This window comes from Streptomyces sp. NBC_00443 (assembly GCF_036014175.1).
Taxonomy (GTDB): domain Bacteria; phylum Actinomycetota; class Actinomycetes; order Streptomycetales; family Streptomycetaceae; genus Streptomyces.
In genome coordinates this window covers 8,924,617-8,944,058 of the sequence record NZ_CP107917.1, presented here as the reverse complement: position 1 = coordinate 8,944,058, position 19,442 = coordinate 8,924,617, and the positions used below count along the sequence as shown (strand labels likewise).

The window sequence follows — 19,442 nt, the reverse complement described above, 5'->3', positions numbered from 1 at the left end:
AGCGCTCACCCCGGCCTCGCCGGACCTCAGACCGCGAACTCCCGTATCACCGTGTTCCGGAACACCGCGGTACCGTCGACGGTGAAGAGCGCGAGCTCGGTGTCGATCGCATATGGGAAGACCTCCGACGAGTGCACATACCGGCCGTCGTCGACAAACATCTCGACGGACGTACGGTCGACCAGGATGCGCAGTTTCACGATCCGGGCGGACGGGTCGAAGGGACTGTGGCTCTCCTGCCATCTGCCGGAGCCGTCGGGGTTCACGGTGGGACGGCGGTTGAGGAAGGCGTAGTCGCCGTAGATCCCGGCGTCGATATGGCGGGCGCCACCGGGAGAACGGCGCAACTGGAGTCCGGCGCCCGCGAGTTGGTCCCAGGTGATCTCGCAGGTCACTTCGTAGGCCGTTCCCCGGTAGTCGAGGACGCGGGTGCCGGTGACCTCCAGGTCGCCCAGGTCGACTGTGCGGGAGATGTGGTCGTGCAGGGCGGCGACCGGTTGTGAGGCGAGGAAGAACGTCCCCCCCGACCCCCGCTTCAGGGTGATCTCGCGGACGATCGAGTCCGTGCCGTTGAAGCCGTCGCAGTCGATGGTGGGTGTGGTGTTGGCGTAGTCCCAGTTGTTGAGCCAGCCGATCGCGTAGCGGACGGACGGGTCGACCGAGCCGTCGCCGCGGTGCTTCTCGAAGGTGACAGCGGCGTACCAGTCCCAGCCGTGGTCGAGCCACTGTGGGTCGGCTGCGTCGGCGGTGAAGGCGGTGCCGTCGAAGGAGCCGGTCCAGTAGGCGTACGTGTTGGGCAGCCCCGAGCCTTTGCCGTTCGCGCTCACGCCGAGCACCCACTTCGCGGTGCCGTCGCCGGCGGTGATGCGGAACAGGTCCGGGCACTCCAGGACGCCGATGCCGCCCTTGACGAAGCCGCTGACGTACGTCCAGGACTTCAGGTCGGTGGAGAGGTAGAAGCCCACCTTGTCGTTCTCGGCGAGCGTCATCACCCAGCGCCCGCGCTCCTCGTCGCGGATCACCTTGGGGTCACGGAAGTCCCGGACGCCGGGGTTGGGCAGGACCGGGGCGGTGCCGTGGGGCGTGAACGTGCGGCCGCCGTCGGTCGAGTAGTACAGGTACTGCGCCTGCGTGACCTCGTCCGGCGCCATCGTGGCGAGGACGATCACCGCGCCCGCGCCGAAGCCCGCGGTGTTGTCGGTGTCGATCACCACCGAGCCGGACCAGACGTCGCCGTTGGGGGTGGTGTCCTTCGGCACGGCGATCCCGCGGTCGGTGAAGGAGACCAGGTCGGTGCTGGTGGCCAGGCGCCAGGCGGTGCCGGTGGTGGTTCCCCCGGCGAGATAGTCCGGGTTGTACAGGTAGTAGTAGTGATACTCGCCGTCGATCCAGATCGGGCGCTGGGGGTCGTTCTTCCACTGGTCGGGGACCGTGAAGTGGTACTGGGCGCGGTAACTGGCGCAGGCGGCTGCTGCCTTCTTGGGCTTCGCGGCGGCCGTCGGTGCGGTCGCCAGCAGTGCGGCCGAGGCTCCCGCCGCCGAACCGGCGAGCAGCGCTCTCCTGGACATCCCTCGCATCACGCATCGTTCCTCTCGTCAGAGGTGTCAGAACGGGACTCGTGGGATCAGGACTGTGGGACCTAACTCGTTAAAGGTCAAGTGGTTCGCACCTATTGACAGGGCCGTGGCCCGCTTCCCATCATCTGGGGCATCACTACTCGACTAACACGAGTTAGGCCCGTTAGATGACCGACTCGCACCTCACCCGCCGCACCCTGCTGCGGTACGGCGCCTACGGCGCGGGAGCCGCCACGCTGGCCGGCACAGCCGCGAACTGGGACCGGCTCAGCGGAGCCGACATCCCCGGCCGCGACGACGGCTCCCTCGTCGTCGCCACGCTCGGCCCCGCCTACGGACCGGAGGCAGTCCGCACGCTCACCGAGGGCTTCAGCAAGGTCCACCCCGACATCAAGCTGCGGATCAACGCCGTACAGGCCGTCGACTGGTCGGACTTCTTCGCGAAGATCCTCACCCAGATCGCGGCGGGCACCGCGCCCGATCTCGTCTACGTCGCCACCGAGGGCGTCCAGCTGTTCGCGCAGCGTCTCGGGGTCCCGCTCGACGACTGGGTACGGCGGGACGCCGAGGAGCTGCGCGAGTACTTCGCCGACGTCCATCCCTCGCTGGTGGAGTCGATGATGTACGAGGGCAGCCTCTACCAGCTGCCCGTCGAGTTCAACGCCGCCGACATCTACCTCAACAACCAGGTACTGAAGCGGGCGGGAGCGGGCTTCCCGGCGGCCGACTGGACGCGCGACGACTTCACCGCGCTGCTGCGGGACATGAAGCGCTCCAGCGGCTCCCAGTTCACGCCGTACTTCTGGACCAACCGCCTGTGGGGCGGCGTGGTGCCCTGGCTGTTCGCGAACGACACCAACCTGCTCGCCGAGTCCAAGGCGCCCGGCGGCGCCTGGCTCTGGGACTCCTTCTACCCGGCCGCCCAGCGGCAGGGACGCGGGGGCGGCTTCCGGTGGACGACGCCGCAGGCCACCGACGCGCGCGTGGAGGAGGCGTACGACTATCTCGCCTCCCTCATCCAGGAGGGGCTGTGCACCCGCCCCGAGGGCGGCAACGGCCAGAACCTGATCGGTGTGTTCTCCACCGGCCGGGTCGGGGTCACGCCCGCGGGCGGCTTCTGGGCGGGCGGCCTGCATCTGGCGGGAATGCCGGCCGACGGCTTCGACGTGCAGTACTTCCCTCGCTGGCGCACTCAGCGCATGCAGTACGGCGCCGCGGGCTACGCGCTGCTGCGCACGTCGAAGCGGCAGGAGGAGGCCTGGGAGTTCATCAAGTACGCCGCCCGCCACGACACCCTGACGCGGCTGTTCACGACCAACCAGACGACTCCGGCACGCCGCTCGATGCTGACCGCCGACCGCTATCGCGAGACCGGCCCGAACCGCTGGCAGGTCTTCTACGACACCCTCGACAAGTTCCCGGACACCGGGCCGATCCCGGCGCCGCCGCAGGTCGCCGAGGTCGAGCAGGTGCTGCTCAAGCACACCGGGACCGCGCTTTCCTCCCGGCGTGCGGTGGCCCCCGCGCTGCGCCGGATGCAGGGCGATCTGGAGAAGGCCATGGAGCGTGACGCATGACGAACACCCGGATACCGGACGCCGTACGGCCGAAGCAGCCGGCCGCGCCACCGGCCGCCGCGGCCCGGCCCTCGGCCCGTGACCGTGGCGCGCGGCTGCTGGCCACGCTGTTCCTGGCGCCCACGATCGTCGGCATCGTCGTGTTCACGGTCGTGCCGATCGTCGGATCGGTGGTGCTGAGCCTCTTCCACTGGAACGTCATCGACTCCCCGAGCTTCGCCGGGGCCGCCAACTACCGTGAGGTCTTCACCGACTCGACCGTCCTGGTCTCCTTCCGCAACACGCTCGTCTTCATGGTGTTCGCGGTCGCGCTGCAACTGCTGATCGCGCTGGTGCTGGCCCTGGCGGTGAACGGGCGGATGCCAGTGTGGCTGCGCTCGGTGTTCCGGTCGGCGTTCTTCTTCCCGCTGGTGCTGTCCGCCGCGTCGATCTCGGTGGTGATGAAGTACCTGTTCAACCAGGACTTCGGGGTCGTGAACTGGCTGCTCGGGCTCGTCGGAGTGGCTCCGGTGCCCTGGCTGACGTCCGAGAACGCGGCCATGGCCACGGTGATCCTGGTCTACGTCTGGCAGCAGTTCGGCTTCTCGTTCCTGCTGTTCGTCGGAGGCCTGAACAACATCCCCAAGGAGATCCACGAGGCCGCCTCCCTCGACGGTGCGACCGGTCTGCGCAAGCACCTCGGCGTCACGCTCCCCTTGCTCTCGCCCACGCTGCTGGTCGCGTCGGTGGTCGGCATCATCAACGCGCTCCAGGTCTTCGAGCAGCCGTACGTCCTCACGAACGGCGGTCCCGGTGACGCCACCCGCACCGCGGTGATGGTGATCTACGAGAGCGCCTTCGAGCAGCTGCGGTTCGGCGAGGCCTCGGCGGTGGGTGTGCTGCTGTTCGTGCTGATCATGGCCGTAACCGCCCTCCAGTTCCGGCTCAGCCGGCGTTTCGTCCACTACCAGTGAGCCGGTGAGTTCCATGAGCCAAGCAACCCCGTCCCTGAGCCGGACCCGGCACTCGCTCGCGCCGTGGGCCCGGATCGTCGCGCTGGCGGTGTGCGCGCTGCTGACCCTGGGCCCGGTCCTGTGGACCGTCTCCACCTCGTTGCGTACTCCGGCCGAGGCCTTCGACCTGCCACCGAGGATCATCCCGACGGACCCGTCCGTCGAGGCGTACCGCGGGGTGTTCGACCAGATCGACGTATGGCTGCTCGCCCTGAACTCGACACTGGTGACCGCGCTGATCGCGGTGGGCCAGATGATCACGGCGGGACTGGCCGGATACGCCTTCGCGCGCCTCGAATTCCGGTTCAAGAAGCCGCTGTTCGGGCTGGTCCTCGCGACCATGATGGTGCCGTTGCAGGTCACGATCGTGCCGGTGTTCCTGGTGCTGAAGTCGATGGGGCTGACCGACACCCTGCTCGCTCTGATCATCCCGGCCTTCCCGACCGCGTTCGGCACCTTCCTGATGCGCCAGTACTTCCTGGGCATGCCCAAGGACCTGGGCGAGGCGGCGATGCTGGACGGCTGCGGGCCGTGGCGGATCTTCCGGTCCGTGTACGCCCCGCTGGCCGCGCCCGGACTCGCGATCGTCGGAGTGCTGGCCTTCAACTACCACTGGAACGAGTTCTTCCGCCCGCTGATCCTGGAGACCTCCGGCCAGAACTACACGCTGCCGCTGGGCCTCGTCTCCCTCCAGGGCAACCTCGGCACCGGCTCGATCTCCGTGGTGCTCGCCGGTGTCGTCCTCTCCATGATCCCCGCCGTCGCCGTGTTCGTCGTCGGTCAGCGCCCTCTGCGTGAGGGCATCACGTCCGCAGGAGTCAACCGTTGAGCCTCACCGCTCAGTCCCCGGATCCCAGCGCCCCGCGCTTCCGGGTGCGTCCCCCCGCCAACTGGATCAACGACCCCAACGGGCCCTTCCGTTGGCGGGGCCGCCACCACCTCTTCTACCAGCACAATCCCGCCGCTCCCGTGCACACGAACGTCCACTGGGGGCATGTCTCCAGCGCCGACCTCCTCCGGTGGGAGCACCATCCGATCGCGCTCGCCCCGACGCCCGGCGGCCCGGACGAGGCGGGCTGCTGGTCCGGGTGCGTGGTCGACGACGACGGCACACCGACCGCGGTGTACACGGGCGTCGACCGCCACCACACCGGCCTCGGCACGATATGCCTGGCGCGCGCGGTGGTCCCGGAGGACGAGACGCTCACCGACTGGAAGCCGCTGCCGACACCGGTCGTGACCGGCCCGCCGGCCGACCTGGACGTGGTGATGTTCCGCGACCCGTTCGTGTTCAGGAGCGGTGGACGCCGCTGGGCACTGGTCGGCGCCGGGCACGCCGACGGGACACCCTCGGTGCTGCTGTACGACTGTGACGACCTGGCCGACTGGCGGTTCGCGGGGGTGTTCCTGAACGGCGACGACCCGGTCGCGGCGGCTGCCTTCGGGGACGGGGCGACGGGCTGGGAATGCCCCCAGCTGTGCTCGACGGCGGGCGGCGACTGGGTGCTGGTGCTGTCGCTGTGGGACGGAAACCCCTGCACCACCGGTTATCTGACGGGCCGTCTGCGGCCGTACGGCAAGGGCGAGTTGCGCTTCGCGGCGCGCACTGGCGGACGGCTCGATCACGGGCGGGACTTCTACGCCCCTGCCGTGCTCCAGGAGCCGGACCGGGCGCTGATGTGGGGCTGGTCGTGGGAGGCCCGTGAGCAGGCGGCGGTCGATCGCGTGGGCTGGGCCGGGGTCCTGACCGCGCCGAGGGTCGTGGACGTGCATCCGGACGGGACCCTGCGGGCCGTACCGGCGCCGGAGCTCGAACTGCTGCGTGCGGCCGAGCCGTTCGTCACGTCGACGGGCGGCCCTGCCGCGCTTCCGGGGGCGTACGACCTGGCCGTCACCGCGTCCGCCCGCACCACAGTCAGTCTGCTCCGGTCCGCCTCGGACGCCCAGCTGACGGTGGTTCTGGACCCGGACGCCGGCACCGTGACGCTCGACCGCGGCGACTGGCCGCGGACAGGACGTGAGGGATCGGAACCGATCGTGGTGCGGGCCCCGGCCGGTGAGGTGCGGGTTCTCGTCGACGGCTCGCTGTTCGAGCTGTTCGTCGGCGATCGGGCGATGGTCACCGAACGGGTCTACCGGCGACCGGACGACATCCCCGAGCTCCTCGTCACGGGATCGGGGGCCACGGTCACCGGCTGGGAGCTGGTCCCACCGACGCGCGGCTGATCACCGGGCAGGCCAGGCGCCGCACCGTCGCGGGCGGTGTCCGGCCGGTGTCGATGGCGTCGAGAACCAGCCGTGCGGCCGCATCGCCCATCGCCCGGTGGGGCAGCGCGACCGTGGTGAGGGGCGGGGTGAGGAACTCGGCCATGTGTTCCTGGTCGTCGTAGCCGACCACCGACAACTCGCCGGGGACGGCGATGCCGAGCCGGGTCGCGGCGTGCAGGGCGCCCGCCGCGACCCGGTCGTTGTAGCAGAAGATCCCGGTGGGACGCAGGTCGGCGGGGACGCCGTCGAAGACGCGCAGCGCGCCCTCGAACCCGCCGGTGATCTCACCGCCGGTGCGGACGACCCACTCCTTGGGGACCGTGATGCCCTCGGCGCGCAGTGCGTCCCGGAAGCCGCGCAGCCGGTCGACGGAGGCGAGGTCGTCCTGGCCGCCCACCATGGCGACCCTGCGGTGCCCCTCCTCCAGCAGCAGCCGCGCCGCCGTACGGCCGCCCGCACGCTCGGCGGGGATGACGGCGGGCAGGGAGTCGTCCTCGGGCAGGCAGTTGGCGAGGACGGAGTGCGTGCGGTGCAGGCCCTCGGGGACGCGGACACGGCGCAGTGACATGGCCGCGTAGATGATGCCGTCCACGCGTCGGTCGAGGAGTTCGGCGACGGCGGCGTCCTCCTTGGCGGGGTCGCCGCCGGAGTCGATGGTCAGCACGAGGTGCTCGCTGTCCCAGGCGGTCTCCATGGCGCCGCGCAGCAGCCGGCCGGCGAAGGGCGAGGTGGCGATCTCGTCGGTGACCAGGCCGATCACGGCCGTACGGCGGCGGCGCAGGCCACGGGCGACGGGGTCGGGGCGGTAGCCGAGCTCGGTCGCGGCGCGGCGGATGCGTTCCTGCGTGGCGGGCGAGAGGTTGCCCTCGGCGCGGCCGTTGAAGACGAAGGAGACCGCCGTGTGCGACACCCCGGCCAGCCGGGCCACGTCCCGTGACGTCGGGCGCGCCGATCCCGTCGGCTGCTTCTCCTCGGTGCCGCCCATGCCGTCCGCTGCCCTCGTCCCCCGCCGTTCCGGTTGATCACCGCTCACCCTATCCGTGACGCTGGATGCACGACACAGTCAAGGGAAGGTCCGGCAGTGATCAGTATCCCGACCCACACGCTCAATGACGGTACGGCTCTGCCCGCCCTCGGCCTCGGCACCTGGCCGATGGACGACGCGCAGGCCGAGGAAGCGGTTCGCGGCGCCCTCGAAGCGGGGTACCGCCTGGTGGACACGGCGACGAACTACCGCAACGAGACCGGCGTCGGCCGTGGCGTCGCGGGCAGCGACGTACCCCGCGAGGAGATCGTCGTCACGACCAAGCTCCCCGGCCGGCACCACGGCTACGAGGAGACCCTCGCCTCCTTCGAGGAGTCCCGCGCCCGCCTCGGCCTCGACTACGTGGACCTCTACCTCATCCACTGGCCGCTCCCCCGCGTCGGCAAGTACGTCGACTCCTGGAAGGCCATGATCAAGTTGCGCGAGGACGGCCTCGTCCGGTCGATCGGGGTCTCCAACTTCACTCCCGCGCACGTCGACCGGCTGGAGAAGGAGACCGGGGTCCTGCCCTCCGTCAACCAGATCGAGCTGCACCCGATGTTCCCGCAGGACGAGCTGCGTGCCTTCCACTCCGGCAAGGGCATCGTCACCGAGAGCTGGAGCCCTCTTGGCCGCGGCTCCAGCCTTCTGGAGGACCCGGTCGTGAAGGGCATCGCCGACGGCCTCGGGGTGACTCCCGGCCAGGTCGTGCTGCGCTGGCACACCCAGCTCGGGGCCCTGCCCATCCCGAAGTCGGCGAGCCCGGAGCGGCAGCGCGAGAACCTCGACGTCTTCGGCTTCACCCTGGACGACACCCGGATGGCCGCCGTCACCGACCGCGCCCAGCGGCGCCTCGGCGGCGACCCCGAGGTGCACGAGGAGTTCTGAGCGGACGTTGCCGACCGAGTGCCCGGCGGGCGTCGCAGAGACGGCGCGGGGTACTCGGGGCGCCCGGGAAGGAGGCGGCCGTGGGAGAGAAGGAACGGCTGCGGGACTACCGCGGCAAGCGTGACTTCGGGCGGACCCGTGAACCGGAGGGCCGCTCGACGGCCTCCGGTGCTCAGCCGCGATTCGTGGTGCAGATCCATGACGCCCGCACCCTGCACTTCGACTTCCGGCTGCAGGTGGACGACGTGCTGAAGTCCTGGTCGGTGCCCAAGGGGCCCTCCGACGACCCCCACGACAAGCGGCTCGCCATGCCCACCGAGGATCATCCGCTGGAGTACGAGGACTTCGAGGGCGTGATCGCGAAGGGCGAGTACGGCGGCGGCACGGTGATCGTCTGGGACAACGGGACGTACGAGCCCCTCAGCCACGACCGCAAGGGGCAGCCGGTCGACTTCGGCGAGTCGATCGAGCGCGGCCACGCCACCTTCCGGCTGAGCGGCTCGAAGCTGCACGGCGAATACGCCCTCACCCGGTTCCGCAGCGGGGAGGACGGTGACCGGGAGGCGTGGCTGCTGGTGAAGGCCGGCAAGGGACGGACGCGCGGGCACGGCACGCCCGACCCGTACCGGGCCCGTTCGATACGCACCGGCCGCACGCTCGGCCAGGTCGCCGCTGCGGGTGACGAGGGGTGAACCCTGGCTGCCCTCCGAGTGATCACACCGGCGGCAGTGGCTGTTCCGCCCAGATCGTCTTGCCGCTGCCGGTCTGCCGGCTGCCCCAGCGCTGGGTGAGCTGGGCGACGAGCAGCAGTCCACGGCCGCCCTCGTCGTAGGCGTGGGCCCGGCGCAGGTGCGGGGACGTGGAACTGCCGTCGGAGACCTCGCAGATGAGGGTGCGGTCGCGGATCAGGCGCAGCTGGATGGGCGGTGCGCCGTACCGGATGGCGTTGGTGACCAGCTCGCTGACGACGAGCTCGGTCACGAAGGCCGCCTCGTCGAGGCCCCATGCGCTCAGCTGGTCGGTGGCGGCCTGCCGGGTTCTCGCCACGTGCTCGGGGTCCGGGAGTACGTCCCAGGTGGCGATGCGGTCCGCGCCCAGGACCCGGGTGCGTGCCAGGAGCAGGGCCACGTCGTCGCTGGGATCCTCCGGGAGGACGGCCTTGAGGACCGTGTCGCACAGGGCGTCCAGGGTTTCGGCGGGCGCGGTCAGCGCGCGGCACAGCTCGGCGGTGGCGTGGTCGATGTCGCGGTCGCGGTCCTCGATGAGACCGTCCGTGTACAGGGCGACCAGGCACCCCTCGGGCAGTTCCACCTCCGCGGCCTCGAAGGGCAGCCCGCCGACCCCGAGCGGCGGCCCCGCGCTCATCTCGACGATCTGCGTGGTGCCGTCGGGCAGCACGAGGGCCGGTGGCGGATGGCCCGCGGCGGCGAGGCTGAGGCAGCGGGTCACGGGGTCGTAGACGGAGTAGAGGCAGGTGGCGCCCAGTTCGGCGACCTCGTCGGTGTCGTCGCCCGCGAGGTGGGTGACCAGGTCGTCGAGGTGGGTGAGGAGTTCGTCGGGCGGCAGGTCCACGTCGGCGAGGGTGCGTACGGCCGTGCACAGGCGGCCCATGGTGGCCGACGAGGGAATGCCGTGTCCGACGACGTCACCGACGACGAGGGCGACCCGGCCGCCGGAGAGCGGGATCACGTCGAACCAGTCGCCGCCGATGCCGGCCTGCGATCCGGACGGCCGATAGCGGTGCGCCACCTCGACGGCGGCCTGTCCGGGCAGTCCCCGGGGCAGCAGGTTGTGCTGCAGGGCGAGTGCCGTGGTGCGCTCGCGGGCGAAGCGGCGGGCGTTGTCGATGCAGACGGCGGCGCGGCTGGCGAGTTCCTCGGCGAACACGGCGTCGTCCGCTCCGTAGTCGTCCGACTGCCGGATGCGCACGGCGACCGCGACGCCGAGTGTGATGCCGCGGGCCCGCAGCGGCACGGCCATCATCGAGTGGGCGCCCACGCGGTGGCGCCGGCCGGACGGAGCGCGGGCGTTGCGTTCCGCGATCCACCGCATGAACGCCGGCTCGCCCGCCTGACTCTGGATCACGTTGCCCGCGAGGATGGCTCGCCCCGGTGGCGAGAAGGGCGGGTAGTGGTCCACCTCGCCCAGGTGCACGGCCGCTTCCGGGGTGCCCTCGGTGCCGGAGCCGTGGGCGACGCGGCGCAGGGCGATGTCGGTGCCGGCCAGGGCCGGGGGCTCCTCCGATCCCAGGACCCAGTCGAACAGGTCGACGCTGGCGAAGTCGGCGAACCGGGGCACCATGATCCCGATCAGTTCCTCGGCGGTGCGCACCACGTCCAGGGTCGTGCCGATGGCGGCCGCCGCCTCGTTGAGCAGGGCCAGCCGCTCCCGCGCCCAGTACTGGTCGGAGCTGTCGAACGCCGCGAGGGCCGTGCCCACGACGTCGCCGGAGGTGTCCCGTACGGGCCACATCTGGATGCTCCAGGCGTGCTCCCGGTTCAGGGCCGGGGCTCCCGTGAAGCTCTCGTAGCGGACGGGTCTGCCCGTCTCGGCGACCTGCCGCAGATGCCAGTGGAAGCCGCGGCTGTGCTCCGCGTCCTCCACGGTCTCCGGGAAGGGCCGGCCGATCAGGACCTCTTCGGGCACGCCCATCACCTGGCAGGCGACTTCGTTGAGCCGCAGGTAGCGCTGCCGGGTGTCGAAGACCGACATCGACATCGAGGCCTGCTGGAAGGCCCGCTCGGCGAGGGTCGGCGCGGGCGTTTCGGCGGGTTCACCGACGACCATGTAGCCGTCGGGTGCGCCGTCCTCGCCCAGCACGCTGTGCGCCCGCAGCGCCAGAAGTACGTGCGAGCCGTCCCGGTGGCGCAGTACGACGGTGCCGGCCAGCGCTGCCACGGCCGCGGGCGAGGGTTCCTCGGCGAGCAGTTCCCGGGCGGGCCGTCCGACGGCCTCCTCGGCCGTGCGACCGGTCAGCCGCAGGGCACCTTCGCTCCACCCCTTGACCACACCCTGGGCATCGAGGATCACCGCAGCGGAGACGCGCTCCATGTCGTCAAGCATGAGTCCTCGGCGGCACCGCATCAACCGCGACGCCCAGCCGTTACCGCCCGTCACGCCGTGGCGCCCGCTGCCGCCGCGACCCGGGCGGCCGTCCGGTCACTTGCGCAGCGCGGCGAGGGCCCGGTCGGCGTGGGTGTTCATCCGCAGTTCGCTGCGAACGACCTCGAGGACGGTGCGGTCCTGGGCGATGACGAACGTGACCCGTTTGGTGGGGGCCAGCGAGAAGCCGCGGGTCACGCCGAACCGGTCCCGGACCTTTCCGTCGGCGTCGGACAGCAGGGTCATGCCGAGCGTGTGCCGGTCGGCGAACTCCTGCTGCCGTTCGACCGCGTCGCCGCTGATGCCGACCGGACGTGCCCCGGCGGCGGTGAACTCGGCGGCGAGATCACGGAAGTGGCAGGCCTCAGCGGTGCAGCCGGGAGTGAGGGCCGCGGGGTAGAAGAAGAGCACCACCGGTCCCTCGGCCAGCAACTCGGTGAGGCTGCGGGAGGTGCCGGTCTCGTCCGGCAGCGTGAAGTCCTCGACCTTGTCGCCGACCTTCAGCTGGGCGCTCATGCCCGTCCCTCCGTGTTCTTCGCGACGCCTCGGGCCCACAGCACGAGGGGGATCTGCAGCGGCAGCCGGCCGATGGCCACGGCCTTCTGCGGGGTGGGGCGGTGCCGCCAGTCGACGGCCATCTTCACGTTCGCGGGGAACACGCCGACGAAGAAGCCGGCGGCTGCCAGCGCGGCGGCCTTGCGGGTGCGCGGCAGCGCCACCCCGGCGGCGAGCGCGAGCTCGGCGACGCCACTGGCGTACGTCCAGGTCCGGGGCTTTCCCGGCAGGGCGCGCGGTACGACCGCGTCGAACTGGCGTGGGACGGCGAAGTGGGCGACCCCCGCGGTGGCCAGCAGGCCGGCGAGCAGCAGGGGTGAGCGTTCGGACCGGGGCACGGATCCTCCTTGGATGGCCTGCCGCCGGATGCTACCGGAGGGTAGGTCACGGCCCGCCACCCGCCCCTGGCCGGGCATCAGCCCTGTTCCGTGCGGCGGTTGTGCGTTCCCGGTGTGTGTCCGAAGGAGCGTCGGAAGACGTCGATGAAGGCGCTGGCGGAGGACCAGCCGCAGCGGTGGGCGACGGCGGTGACGGGGGTGTCCTCGGCGAGCAGCCGCAGCGCGTGGTAGAGGCGCGACTGGGTGCGCCACTGCGGGAAGGTCATGCCGAACTCGGCCCTGAAGAGCCTGCTGAGGGTGCGTTCGCCGGCCCCGGTCGCGGCGCCGAGCGCGGCGAGGGTGCGCGCGTCGGCCGGGTCGGCGTGGACGAGGGCGCAGACCGCGGCCAGGCGTGGATCCGTGGGTGTGGGCAGGCGCAGGGGCTGCTGGGGCGAGGCGCGCAGCTGGTCGCGCAGGACGGCGAGCAGGCGGTGGCGCTCGGGACTGTCGTCGGCGGGGTCGCGGGTGTAGGCGAGGATCAGCTCGCGCAGGAGCGGGCCGACGGCGAGCACGGTGGGGGCGTCCAGGCCGAGCGGGTTGTCGTGGGCGGGCAGGCCGACCAGGTACAGGTCGAGGTGACCGTGGGCGCGATGCGCGTGCACGGTGCCGGCGGGGACCCAGATGGCGCGGTTGCCGGGTGCGAACCAGGTGCCGGCGTCGGTGGTGACGGCGAGGACGCCGGAGCCCGCGTAGACGATCTGGTGGTCGTCGTGCCGGTGTGCGTCGATGCGCTCCCCGGTGGCCAGCACCTTGGCTCGGGTCGGCGCGGTCGGCGTGTGGCGGATGTCCGGCATACTTCGGCAGATTATCGGAAGCGGGCCACGTCCGGGCGCGGCGACGATCGCGGGGTGACCGAGAAACGCAACCGAGCGATCACCCTGATGTCCCTGGGCCATGCCTGTGTCGACGTGTATCAGGGTGCCGTCGCGGCCCTCGTCCCCTTCTTCGTCGCCGAGCGCGCCTACAGCTACGCCGCCGCCTCGGGTGTCGTGCTCGCCGCGTCCCTGTTGTCGTCGGTGGTGCAGCCGCTGTTCGGGGTGCTCACCGACCGGTGGGCGATGCCCTGGCTGCTGCCGCTGAGCGCGCTGCTGGGCGGCGCGGGGGTCGCGCTGAGCGGCGTCATGGGTTCCTACCCGCTCACGTTGGCGGTGGTGGCCGTGTCGGGGATCGGGGTCGCCGCGTACCACCCGGAGGCGGCACGCGCGGCCCGCGCCGCTTCGCGAGGCAGTCATACGGCGATGGGCTGGTTCTCCCTCGGCGGCAACGTCGGCTTCGCCCTCGCACCGCTGCTGGTGGCGGCGGTGATCGCCACCGGCGGACTGCGCGCTTCTCCCCTCCTGGTCGTACCGGCCGTCGCGGGGGCGGCCCTGTGCGCCGCGGCGGTGCGTACGGCAGCGGACCGCAGCACGACCGGACCCAGGGCCGAAGGGGCCGGCACCGACGACTGGACGTCGTTCCTGCGGCTGTCCGGCGCCATCGCGTGCCGGTCGATCGTGTTCGTCGGCCTGAGCGCGTTCGTCTCGCTGTACGTCCGTCAGCGCACCGGCGGCGGCGACGTGGCCGGTACGGCCGCACTGTGCGTGCTCTACGCGGGCGGAGCGGTGGGCACCGTGGCCGGGGGCCGGCTGGCCGAGCGGTACGGGCGGCTCACGGTCGTACGGCACGCGTATGCGCTGTCCGCGCTCGCGGTGGCCGGGGTGGTACTCGTTCCAGGACCGGCGGTGTATCTGTTCGTGGCCCTGACGTCGGCCGGCCTGTATGTCCCGTTCTCGCTGCACGTCACGCTCGGCCAGGACTACCTGCCTCGCCGGGTGGGCACCGCGAGCGGTGTCACGCTGGGGCTGGCCGTGAGCGTGGGCGGTCTCGCCGCCCCGGTGATCGGCGCGCTGGCCGATGCCACCTCGCTGCGGACGGCGCTCGTCCCGCTGATCGCCCTGCCCGTGCTGGGACGGCTGCTGCTGCGCGGGCTGCGGGAGCCTGCCTCGCCCGGACAGGCACAGACCGACGCCACCCCGGCATCCGATGCCCCCGGCGACGCCCACGGCCACCGCCCTCGCACCGCGTCGGCGTGAGAGGGCAGTGGCACGGGCAGGTCAGACGGTCCCGGCCGGCTGCTGTTCGGTGTCCTCGTCGACGGCGTGGGCGAGGAAGTCGTCGACCATGCGGTGGAAGAGGGCGGCCAGCTGCCGCAGCTCCTCGGGGGTCCAGTCGGACAGGGCGAGCTGCATACCGCGGGCGCCGGCCTCACGGACCCGGGCGATGGCCTGCCGGCCGGGCTCGGTGAGCTCGATGCGCTGGGCGCGACGGTCCCGCGGATCCGGCACCCGGGTGACATAGCCGCTCTTCTGCAGTTGCTGCACCGTGCGCGTCACGTGCGAGGCCTCCACACCGAGCCGGTTGGCCAGCTCCCCGGGACGCAGCGACTCCGAGTCGGCGACCTGACGCAGAAGCGCCACGGCGGCCCGGTCCAACGGCACGTCGGCCAGGGCCATGAGCCGGTCGTGCTGCCGGGCCCGCGTACTCAGATAGGTGATGCGGGTGAGCGCCCGCTCGATCTCGATCACTTCCGGGGACGCGGGCGTGTCGGGGAGTTCGGGGAGCGGTGGTGTGGACATGGGGCCACTTTACCATCTCATTGCGTAACTCAATTAATTTACGGCTTCCCTGGCACCCACCGCCTCCAGCCAGTTCGTGCCGGCAGCGATCGCCTGTCGCCACTGCCTGATCACACGGGGCGGCATGCCCACCGCAAGCGCGCCGGTGACGCGGTCGCCGGTGCGATAGGCGGCGACGAACCGGCGTTCCGTCAGGTCGCCGTGGACGATCGCGACTTCGTCGTGGCCGCGCAGACAGCCGAACGCCTGGATCTTCATGTCGTACTGGTCGGACCAGAAGTACGGCACCGGCGCGAACGGCTTGCGCCCGTCAGGGTCGAGCAGATTGCGGGCGGCCGCCATGCCCTGTTCGGCGGCGTTGGTGCGGTGCTCGATCCGCGTCGACTGCCCGAACAGCGGGTTGTGCCAGCGGGCGACGTCGCCGGCGGCGTACACGTTGGGTGCGGCCTCGCAGTACTCGTCGCACACCACGCCGTCGGCGACGGTGAGCCCGCTGCCGTCCAGCCAGTCGGTGTTGGGCAGCGAGCCGACCGCGATCAACACCTCGTCGGCGTCGACCGGTTCACCGTCGGCGAGCCGTACGCCGCTCTCGGTGACCTCGGTGACGGTGACACCGCAGCGAAGGTCCACGCCCCGTTCCAGATGGGCCCGCGTCAGCATCTCGCCGACCTCCGTGCCGACGGCGTGCGCCAGCGGCACCGGGGCGGGTTCGAGGAGCGTGACGTCGCAGCCCAGCCGCCGGGCGACCGCGGCGGCCTCGGCCCCGAGGAACCCGGCACCGACCACGACCAGTCGCCTGCCCGGGGCCAGCCGGTCCCGCAGCCGCAGGGCGTCGTCCAGGGTGCGCAGCACATGCCCGCCCTGCCCCGGCAGCCGACGCGGCCGTACTCCGGTGGCCAGGATCAGCCCGTCGTACGGCACCAGCGATCCGTCGGCCAACTCCACTGTGCCGTCGGCGAGTCGGAGGCCCGTGGCGGCCACGCCGAGGCGCAGGACGAGGCCGAGGCCGGCCAGGTCGTCAGGAGTGCGCAGCGCCGGCCGCTCGGGATCCCACTCGCCGGCCAGCACCTGCTTGGACAGCGGGGGGCGGTCGTACGGGGCGTGCGGTTCGTCACCCACAAGGATGAGCGTGCCGTCGTAGCCCTCGCGGCGGAGCGTCTCGGCCGCCGCGAGTCCGGCGGCCGAGGCGCCCACGACGACGATGCGCCTCACTGGTCCACCAGCCGGATCGCGGCGGCCGGGCAGATCGCGACGGCCTCACGAACGCCGTCGAGATGCTCGGCGGCGGGCTGCTCGTCGAGCAGGATCGCGATGCCGTCGTCGTCCTGGTCGAACACGTCCATCGCGGCGAGCACGCACTGTCCGGACGCGACGCACTTGTCTGCTTCCAGCTCCACCTTCATGACCGGATTCCCTTCTTCGTACGGGGTGTTGTTCGTGTGCGGGTGAGGAGGAGCCGTCACCAGGAAACGGGCAGTGCGTGGACGCCGTAGATGAACGCGTCGCTCTTGAAGCGGACATCCTGCAGCGGGGCGGCCGGCTTCAGGGTCGGGATGCGCTTGTAGAGGGTGCCGTAGACGACCTGGAGTTCCATCCGGGCCAGCGGCTGGCCCAGGCACTGGTGGACGCCGAAACCGAAGGCGACGTGGCGGCGGGCGTCGCGGGTGAGGTCCAGGCGGTCGGGGTCGGCGAAGACCTCGGGGTCGCGGTTGCCGATCTCGTTGACCATGATGACGCCCTCGCCGGCCTTGATCACCTGGCCGCCGATCTCGATGTCCTCGGTCACCGCACGGCGCCTGCCCAGGTGGGTGATGTGCAGGTAGCGCAGGAGTTCCTCGACGGCCCCGGCGACGAACTCGGGGTCGTCGGTCTCGCGCAGCAGTGCCAGTTGGCCGGGGTTCTGGAGCAGTGCCAGGGTGCCGAGCGCGATCATGTTCGCGGTGGTCTCGTGGCCCGCGATCAGCAGGAGCAGGCCCATCTCGGTCGCCTGCTGGTGGGTGAGTTCACCGGCGGCGATGCGTCCGGCGATGCTCGACAGCAGGTCGTCCTTCGGCTCGGCGAGCCGCTTGCCCAGGAGTCCGGCGAGGTAGCCCGCGACATCCCGGCTCGCCTTGCCCCGTTCCTCGGGCGTGGCGGTCGTACGGACCATGGTCTTGGTGTGCTCCTGGAAGAAGTCGTGCTCCTCGTAGGGCACGCCCAGCAGCTCGCAGATCACCAGCGACGGGATCGGCAGCGCGAACACGTCCACCAGGTCCACCGGGGACGGGCCGGCCAGCATGTCGTCGATCAGGCCGTCCACGATGCGCTGTACGGCGGGCCGCAGTGCCTCGACCTTCTTGACCGCGAACGGCGCGGTCACCATCCGGCGCAGCCGGGCGTGTTCGGGGTCGTCCATCATGATGAAGCTGAGCTTGCCCTCGCCGGCGTCGGGGCTGGCCTTGGTGGGATAGCCGGGGCTGTCGGTGTCGGCGCTGACGCGCGCGTCGCCCAGCAGGGCCCGCTGCTCGGCGTACCGGGTCACGAGCCAGGGCTCACTGCCGTCCCACAGCCGCACCTTGGTCAGCGGGGCCTGCGCCTGCAGGTCCTTGAGCGCGGGCGGCGGGTCGAAGGGGCAGCGGGACTCCCTGGGCATCGGGAACTCGGGGACGGCGTCGGGTGCTTCGGGCGCGGGGTCGGTCAGGATGTCGGCCATGGTTCTCCTCGGATGTGGGGGCTCCGGGTGGGGTGGAGCGCCGGGCGAAGGGGGCGAGGCCTCGATGAGCACATGCAAACAGAGCGGGCTGACGCGACCCGGTCAGTTTCCTGACAGGAGGCTGACGTGGCCCAGATCACAGGAATGCCGGGCTCAGGGACGGTTCTCGGCCCGGCCCAGCCAGTAGCCGAAGCCCCGGCGCGTATGGATCAGCACGGAGGCGTCCCGGTCCACCTTGCGGCGCAGCCGGGAGACGAGTTGCTCGATCGCGTTGTCGCCGCGGTGGTCGCCCCAGACGTAGCGGCCGATCTGCTCCTTGGACAGCACCCGGTGCGCGTTGACCAGGAGGTGGCGCAGCAACCGGTACTCCGCGGGCGTGAGTTCGAGCACCCGCGTCCCGCGCCGTGCCCTGCACACCGAGTCGTCCAGCACGAGGTCCCCGTACTGCAGCGGATGTCCCCTTGACGGGCCGGGCCGGGCGCCCCGCAACAACACCTGGATCCTGGCGAGGACTTCGGCCACCCGGAAGGGCTTGGTGACGTAGTCCCGCTCTCCCGGCCCGAGTTCGGGTACGAGCCGGTGCAGGGAGTCGGTCCCGCTGAGCAGCAGGACGGGCGGGCGATACGGAAGCCGGGGCCGGTGCTCCCGGCTGAATCGCGCCATGTCCGGCACGTCGGTGTCGAACACGACCAGCTCGAACCGCCGCTCCGCAATCCACGCCAGCGCGTCGACGCCGGTGCCGGTGAGGCTGATCCGGTAACCGGCCAACTCCAGGGTGGTCGAGAGCAGTTCGGCGAGGTCGGCTTCGCCGGCCACGACCAGAATGCGCTGACCGGCACCCCGCGCAAGGACCGGCGGTTCCTGAGAGTGGCCGGCCTCGGGCGGGGTCGTCTGCCTCGGGTTCATAACCCGCCTCGTCCGCCGTCGCGAGGGCGGCCTTGGCTGTGAGTCGGTTTCACCGTCGGCTCCTTGTCGTGCTCCGTGCGGGGTGTCAGCGGACCGGTGTGGCGGGCGCCAGCCACATGCCGATGACTGCGTCGGCGAGGCCCGTGGCGGCGTCGTTCCAGCTGGAGCGCGGGGTGGGCGTGTGCTCGGCGAGGGCGCGTTCGCGGTCGGCGGCCACATGGACGATCAGGTGGCGGACCATCTCCCCGCGTTCGGCGCTCACCTCGGCCGGGAGGTCGGGCAGGCACCGCTTGAGGCCTTCGATGATCGTCTGCAGGGACGGGGAGGTGAGGGCCTCCTCGACCATGATCTGGTGCAGCGCCGGATCGGAGACGACCTGGGCGCAGAACCGCGCGTACCACGTGGGGCTGCCCAGGGCCGCGAGGTGTTCGAGCACCGGGCGGACCAGGCAGTCCACCCAGCCGCGCACGTCGTCGGGGTCCGCGTCCGTCAGGTCGGCGAGCAGCCGGGCGCGGATCTCCTCGATGCGCGTGGCGTGCTTGCGGACGATGGCGCGGACCAGGTCGGCCTTGGTCCCGAAGTGGTAGCCGACCGCGGTGTTGTTGCCCTGCCCCGCGGCCTCGCTGACCTGACGGTTGGACACCGCGTACACCCCGTGTTCGGCGAAGAGCCGCTCGGCCGCGGTCAGCAGCAGCTCCCGGGTCGCGTTGACCTGTTCCTCCCGCAGCGTCCTGCCTGCCATGTTCACCACCGCAACGGGACTTCGCAGAGCACCGCGACGGCCAGTCCCTCGAGCCGCTCGCGGTTTCACCGACCTACAATCTAAGTCACTTGATTTAAGGGAGACGGGTGGGCATGGGCGGTGGACA

General features: G+C 71.3%; 19 protein-coding genes. 7 read left to right on the top strand and 12 right to left on the bottom strand.

Annotation, left to right across the window (positions count from 1 at the left end; genetic code table 11):
- Positions 1-26: 26 nt before the first annotated feature.
- Positions 27-1,577 carry a glycoside hydrolase family 32 protein gene (locus OHO27_RS40820; RefSeq protein ID WP_328430704.1) on the bottom strand — a complete coding sequence of 517 codons (1,551 nt, stop codon included), beginning with the start codon at positions 1,575-1,577 and terminating at the stop codon, positions 27-29.
- A 167-nt stretch (positions 1,578-1,744) separates the two neighbouring features.
- Here OHO27_RS40820 and OHO27_RS40815 point away from each other — a divergent pair, with 167 nt between their 5' ends.
- From OHO27_RS40815 to OHO27_RS40800, 4 genes are read left to right on the top strand one after another with little or no spacing between them, the layout of a single operon-like run.
- On the top strand, positions 1,745-3,154 hold the full coding sequence (locus OHO27_RS40815) for an extracellular solute-binding protein (RefSeq protein ID WP_328429952.1): 1,410 nt from the start codon (positions 1,745-1,747) through the stop codon (positions 3,152-3,154).
- Positions 3,151-4,107 carry a carbohydrate ABC transporter permease gene (locus OHO27_RS40810; RefSeq protein WP_328429951.1) on the top strand — a complete coding sequence of 319 codons (957 nt, stop codon included), beginning with the start codon at positions 3,151-3,153 and terminating at the stop codon, positions 4,105-4,107. The genes OHO27_RS40815 and OHO27_RS40810 overlap by 4 nt, the downstream gene beginning before the upstream one ends.
- 13 nt (positions 4,108-4,120) lie before the next feature.
- A complete protein-coding gene (locus OHO27_RS40805) occupies positions 4,121-4,975 on the top strand; it encodes a carbohydrate ABC transporter permease (protein WP_328429950.1) in 855 nt (284 codons plus the stop codon).
- Complete coding sequence (locus OHO27_RS40800; RefSeq protein ID WP_328429949.1) at positions 4,972-6,372, top strand: glycoside hydrolase family 32 protein; 1,401 nt, start codon at positions 4,972-4,974, stop codon at positions 6,370-6,372. Before OHO27_RS40805 ends, OHO27_RS40800 begins: the two co-directional genes overlap by 4 nt.
- Here OHO27_RS40800 and OHO27_RS40795 read toward each other — a convergent pair.
- Positions 6,335-7,399 (bottom strand): LacI family DNA-binding transcriptional regulator, encoded by a 1,065-nt coding sequence (locus OHO27_RS40795; RefSeq protein WP_328430703.1) that lies wholly within the window; start codon positions 7,397-7,399, stop codon positions 6,335-6,337. The two genes, OHO27_RS40800 and OHO27_RS40795, sit on opposite strands and share 38 nt — an antisense overlap.
- A 96-nt stretch (positions 7,400-7,495) precedes the next feature.
- Between OHO27_RS40795 and OHO27_RS40790 the strand changes: the two genes are divergently transcribed.
- Complete coding sequence (locus tag OHO27_RS40790; protein ID WP_328429948.1) at positions 7,496-8,326, top strand: aldo/keto reductase; 831 nt, start codon at positions 7,496-7,498, stop codon at positions 8,324-8,326.
- An 80-nt stretch (positions 8,327-8,406) separates the two neighbouring features.
- The gene (locus OHO27_RS40785) at positions 8,407-9,018 is read left to right on the top strand and encodes a DNA polymerase ligase N-terminal domain-containing protein (RefSeq protein WP_328429947.1); all 612 of its coding nucleotides are present in this window, start codon (positions 8,407-8,409) and stop codon (positions 9,016-9,018) included.
- Positions 9,019-9,040: 22 nt separating this feature from the next.
- Here the strand turns inward: OHO27_RS40785 and OHO27_RS40780 are convergent, their stop codons facing one another.
- The 4 genes from OHO27_RS40780 to OHO27_RS40765 form a co-directional block, all read right to left on the bottom strand.
- Complete coding sequence (locus OHO27_RS40780; RefSeq protein ID WP_328430702.1) at positions 9,041-11,377, bottom strand: SpoIIE family protein phosphatase; 2,337 nt, start codon at positions 11,375-11,377, stop codon at positions 9,041-9,043.
- 108 nt (positions 11,378-11,485) lie between these two features.
- The gene (locus tag OHO27_RS40775) at positions 11,486-11,944 is read right to left on the bottom strand and encodes a peroxiredoxin (protein ID WP_328429946.1); all 459 of its coding nucleotides are present in this window, start codon (positions 11,942-11,944) and stop codon (positions 11,486-11,488) included.
- The gene (locus OHO27_RS40770; protein ID WP_328429945.1) at positions 11,941-12,321 is read right to left on the bottom strand and encodes a DoxX family protein; all 381 of its coding nucleotides are present in this window, start codon (positions 12,319-12,321) and stop codon (positions 11,941-11,943) included. The genes OHO27_RS40775 and OHO27_RS40770 overlap by 4 nt, the downstream gene beginning before the upstream one ends.
- A 77-nt stretch (positions 12,322-12,398) precedes the next feature.
- Positions 12,399-13,154 (bottom strand): AraC family transcriptional regulator, encoded by a 756-nt coding sequence (locus tag OHO27_RS40765; protein ID WP_328429944.1) that lies wholly within the window; start codon positions 13,152-13,154, stop codon positions 12,399-12,401.
- A gap of 87 nt (positions 13,155-13,241) precedes the next feature.
- Here OHO27_RS40765 and OHO27_RS40760 point away from each other — a divergent pair, with 87 nt between their 5' ends.
- Positions 13,242-14,432: an MFS transporter gene (locus tag OHO27_RS40760; protein WP_328430701.1), complete on the top strand. Its 1,191-nt coding sequence runs from the start codon at positions 13,242-13,244 to the stop codon at positions 14,430-14,432.
- Positions 14,433-14,453: 21 nt separating this feature from the next.
- On the opposite strand, the gene OHO27_RS40755 is transcribed toward OHO27_RS40760, so the two are convergent.
- From OHO27_RS40755 to OHO27_RS40730, 6 genes are all read right to left on the bottom strand, one after another.
- Entirely contained in the window at positions 14,454-14,975 is a 522-nt protein-coding gene (locus OHO27_RS40755; RefSeq protein WP_328429943.1) for a MarR family winged helix-turn-helix transcriptional regulator, read from the bottom strand.
- 33 nt (positions 14,976-15,008) lie between these two features.
- Positions 15,009-16,187 (bottom strand): NAD(P)/FAD-dependent oxidoreductase, encoded by a 1,179-nt coding sequence (locus OHO27_RS40750; protein ID WP_328429942.1) that lies wholly within the window; start codon positions 16,185-16,187, stop codon positions 15,009-15,011.
- On the bottom strand, positions 16,184-16,378 hold the full coding sequence (locus tag OHO27_RS40745; protein WP_062710869.1) for a ferredoxin: 195 nt from the start codon (positions 16,376-16,378) through the stop codon (positions 16,184-16,186). Before OHO27_RS40745 ends, OHO27_RS40750 begins: the two co-directional genes overlap by 4 nt.
- Positions 16,379-16,434: 56 nt before the next feature.
- The gene (locus tag OHO27_RS40740; protein WP_328429941.1) at positions 16,435-17,667 is read right to left on the bottom strand and encodes a cytochrome P450; all 1,233 of its coding nucleotides are present in this window, start codon (positions 17,665-17,667) and stop codon (positions 16,435-16,437) included.
- A 153-nt stretch (positions 17,668-17,820) separates the two neighbouring features.
- Entirely contained in the window at positions 17,821-18,573 is a 753-nt protein-coding gene (locus OHO27_RS40735; RefSeq protein WP_328429940.1) for a response regulator transcription factor, read from the bottom strand.
- Positions 18,574-18,658: 85 nt separating this feature from the next.
- Positions 18,659-19,315, bottom strand: a complete 657-nt coding sequence (locus OHO27_RS40730; protein WP_328429939.1) for a TetR/AcrR family transcriptional regulator — start codon at positions 19,313-19,315, stop codon at positions 18,659-18,661.
- Positions 19,316-19,442 lie beyond the last annotated feature (127 nt).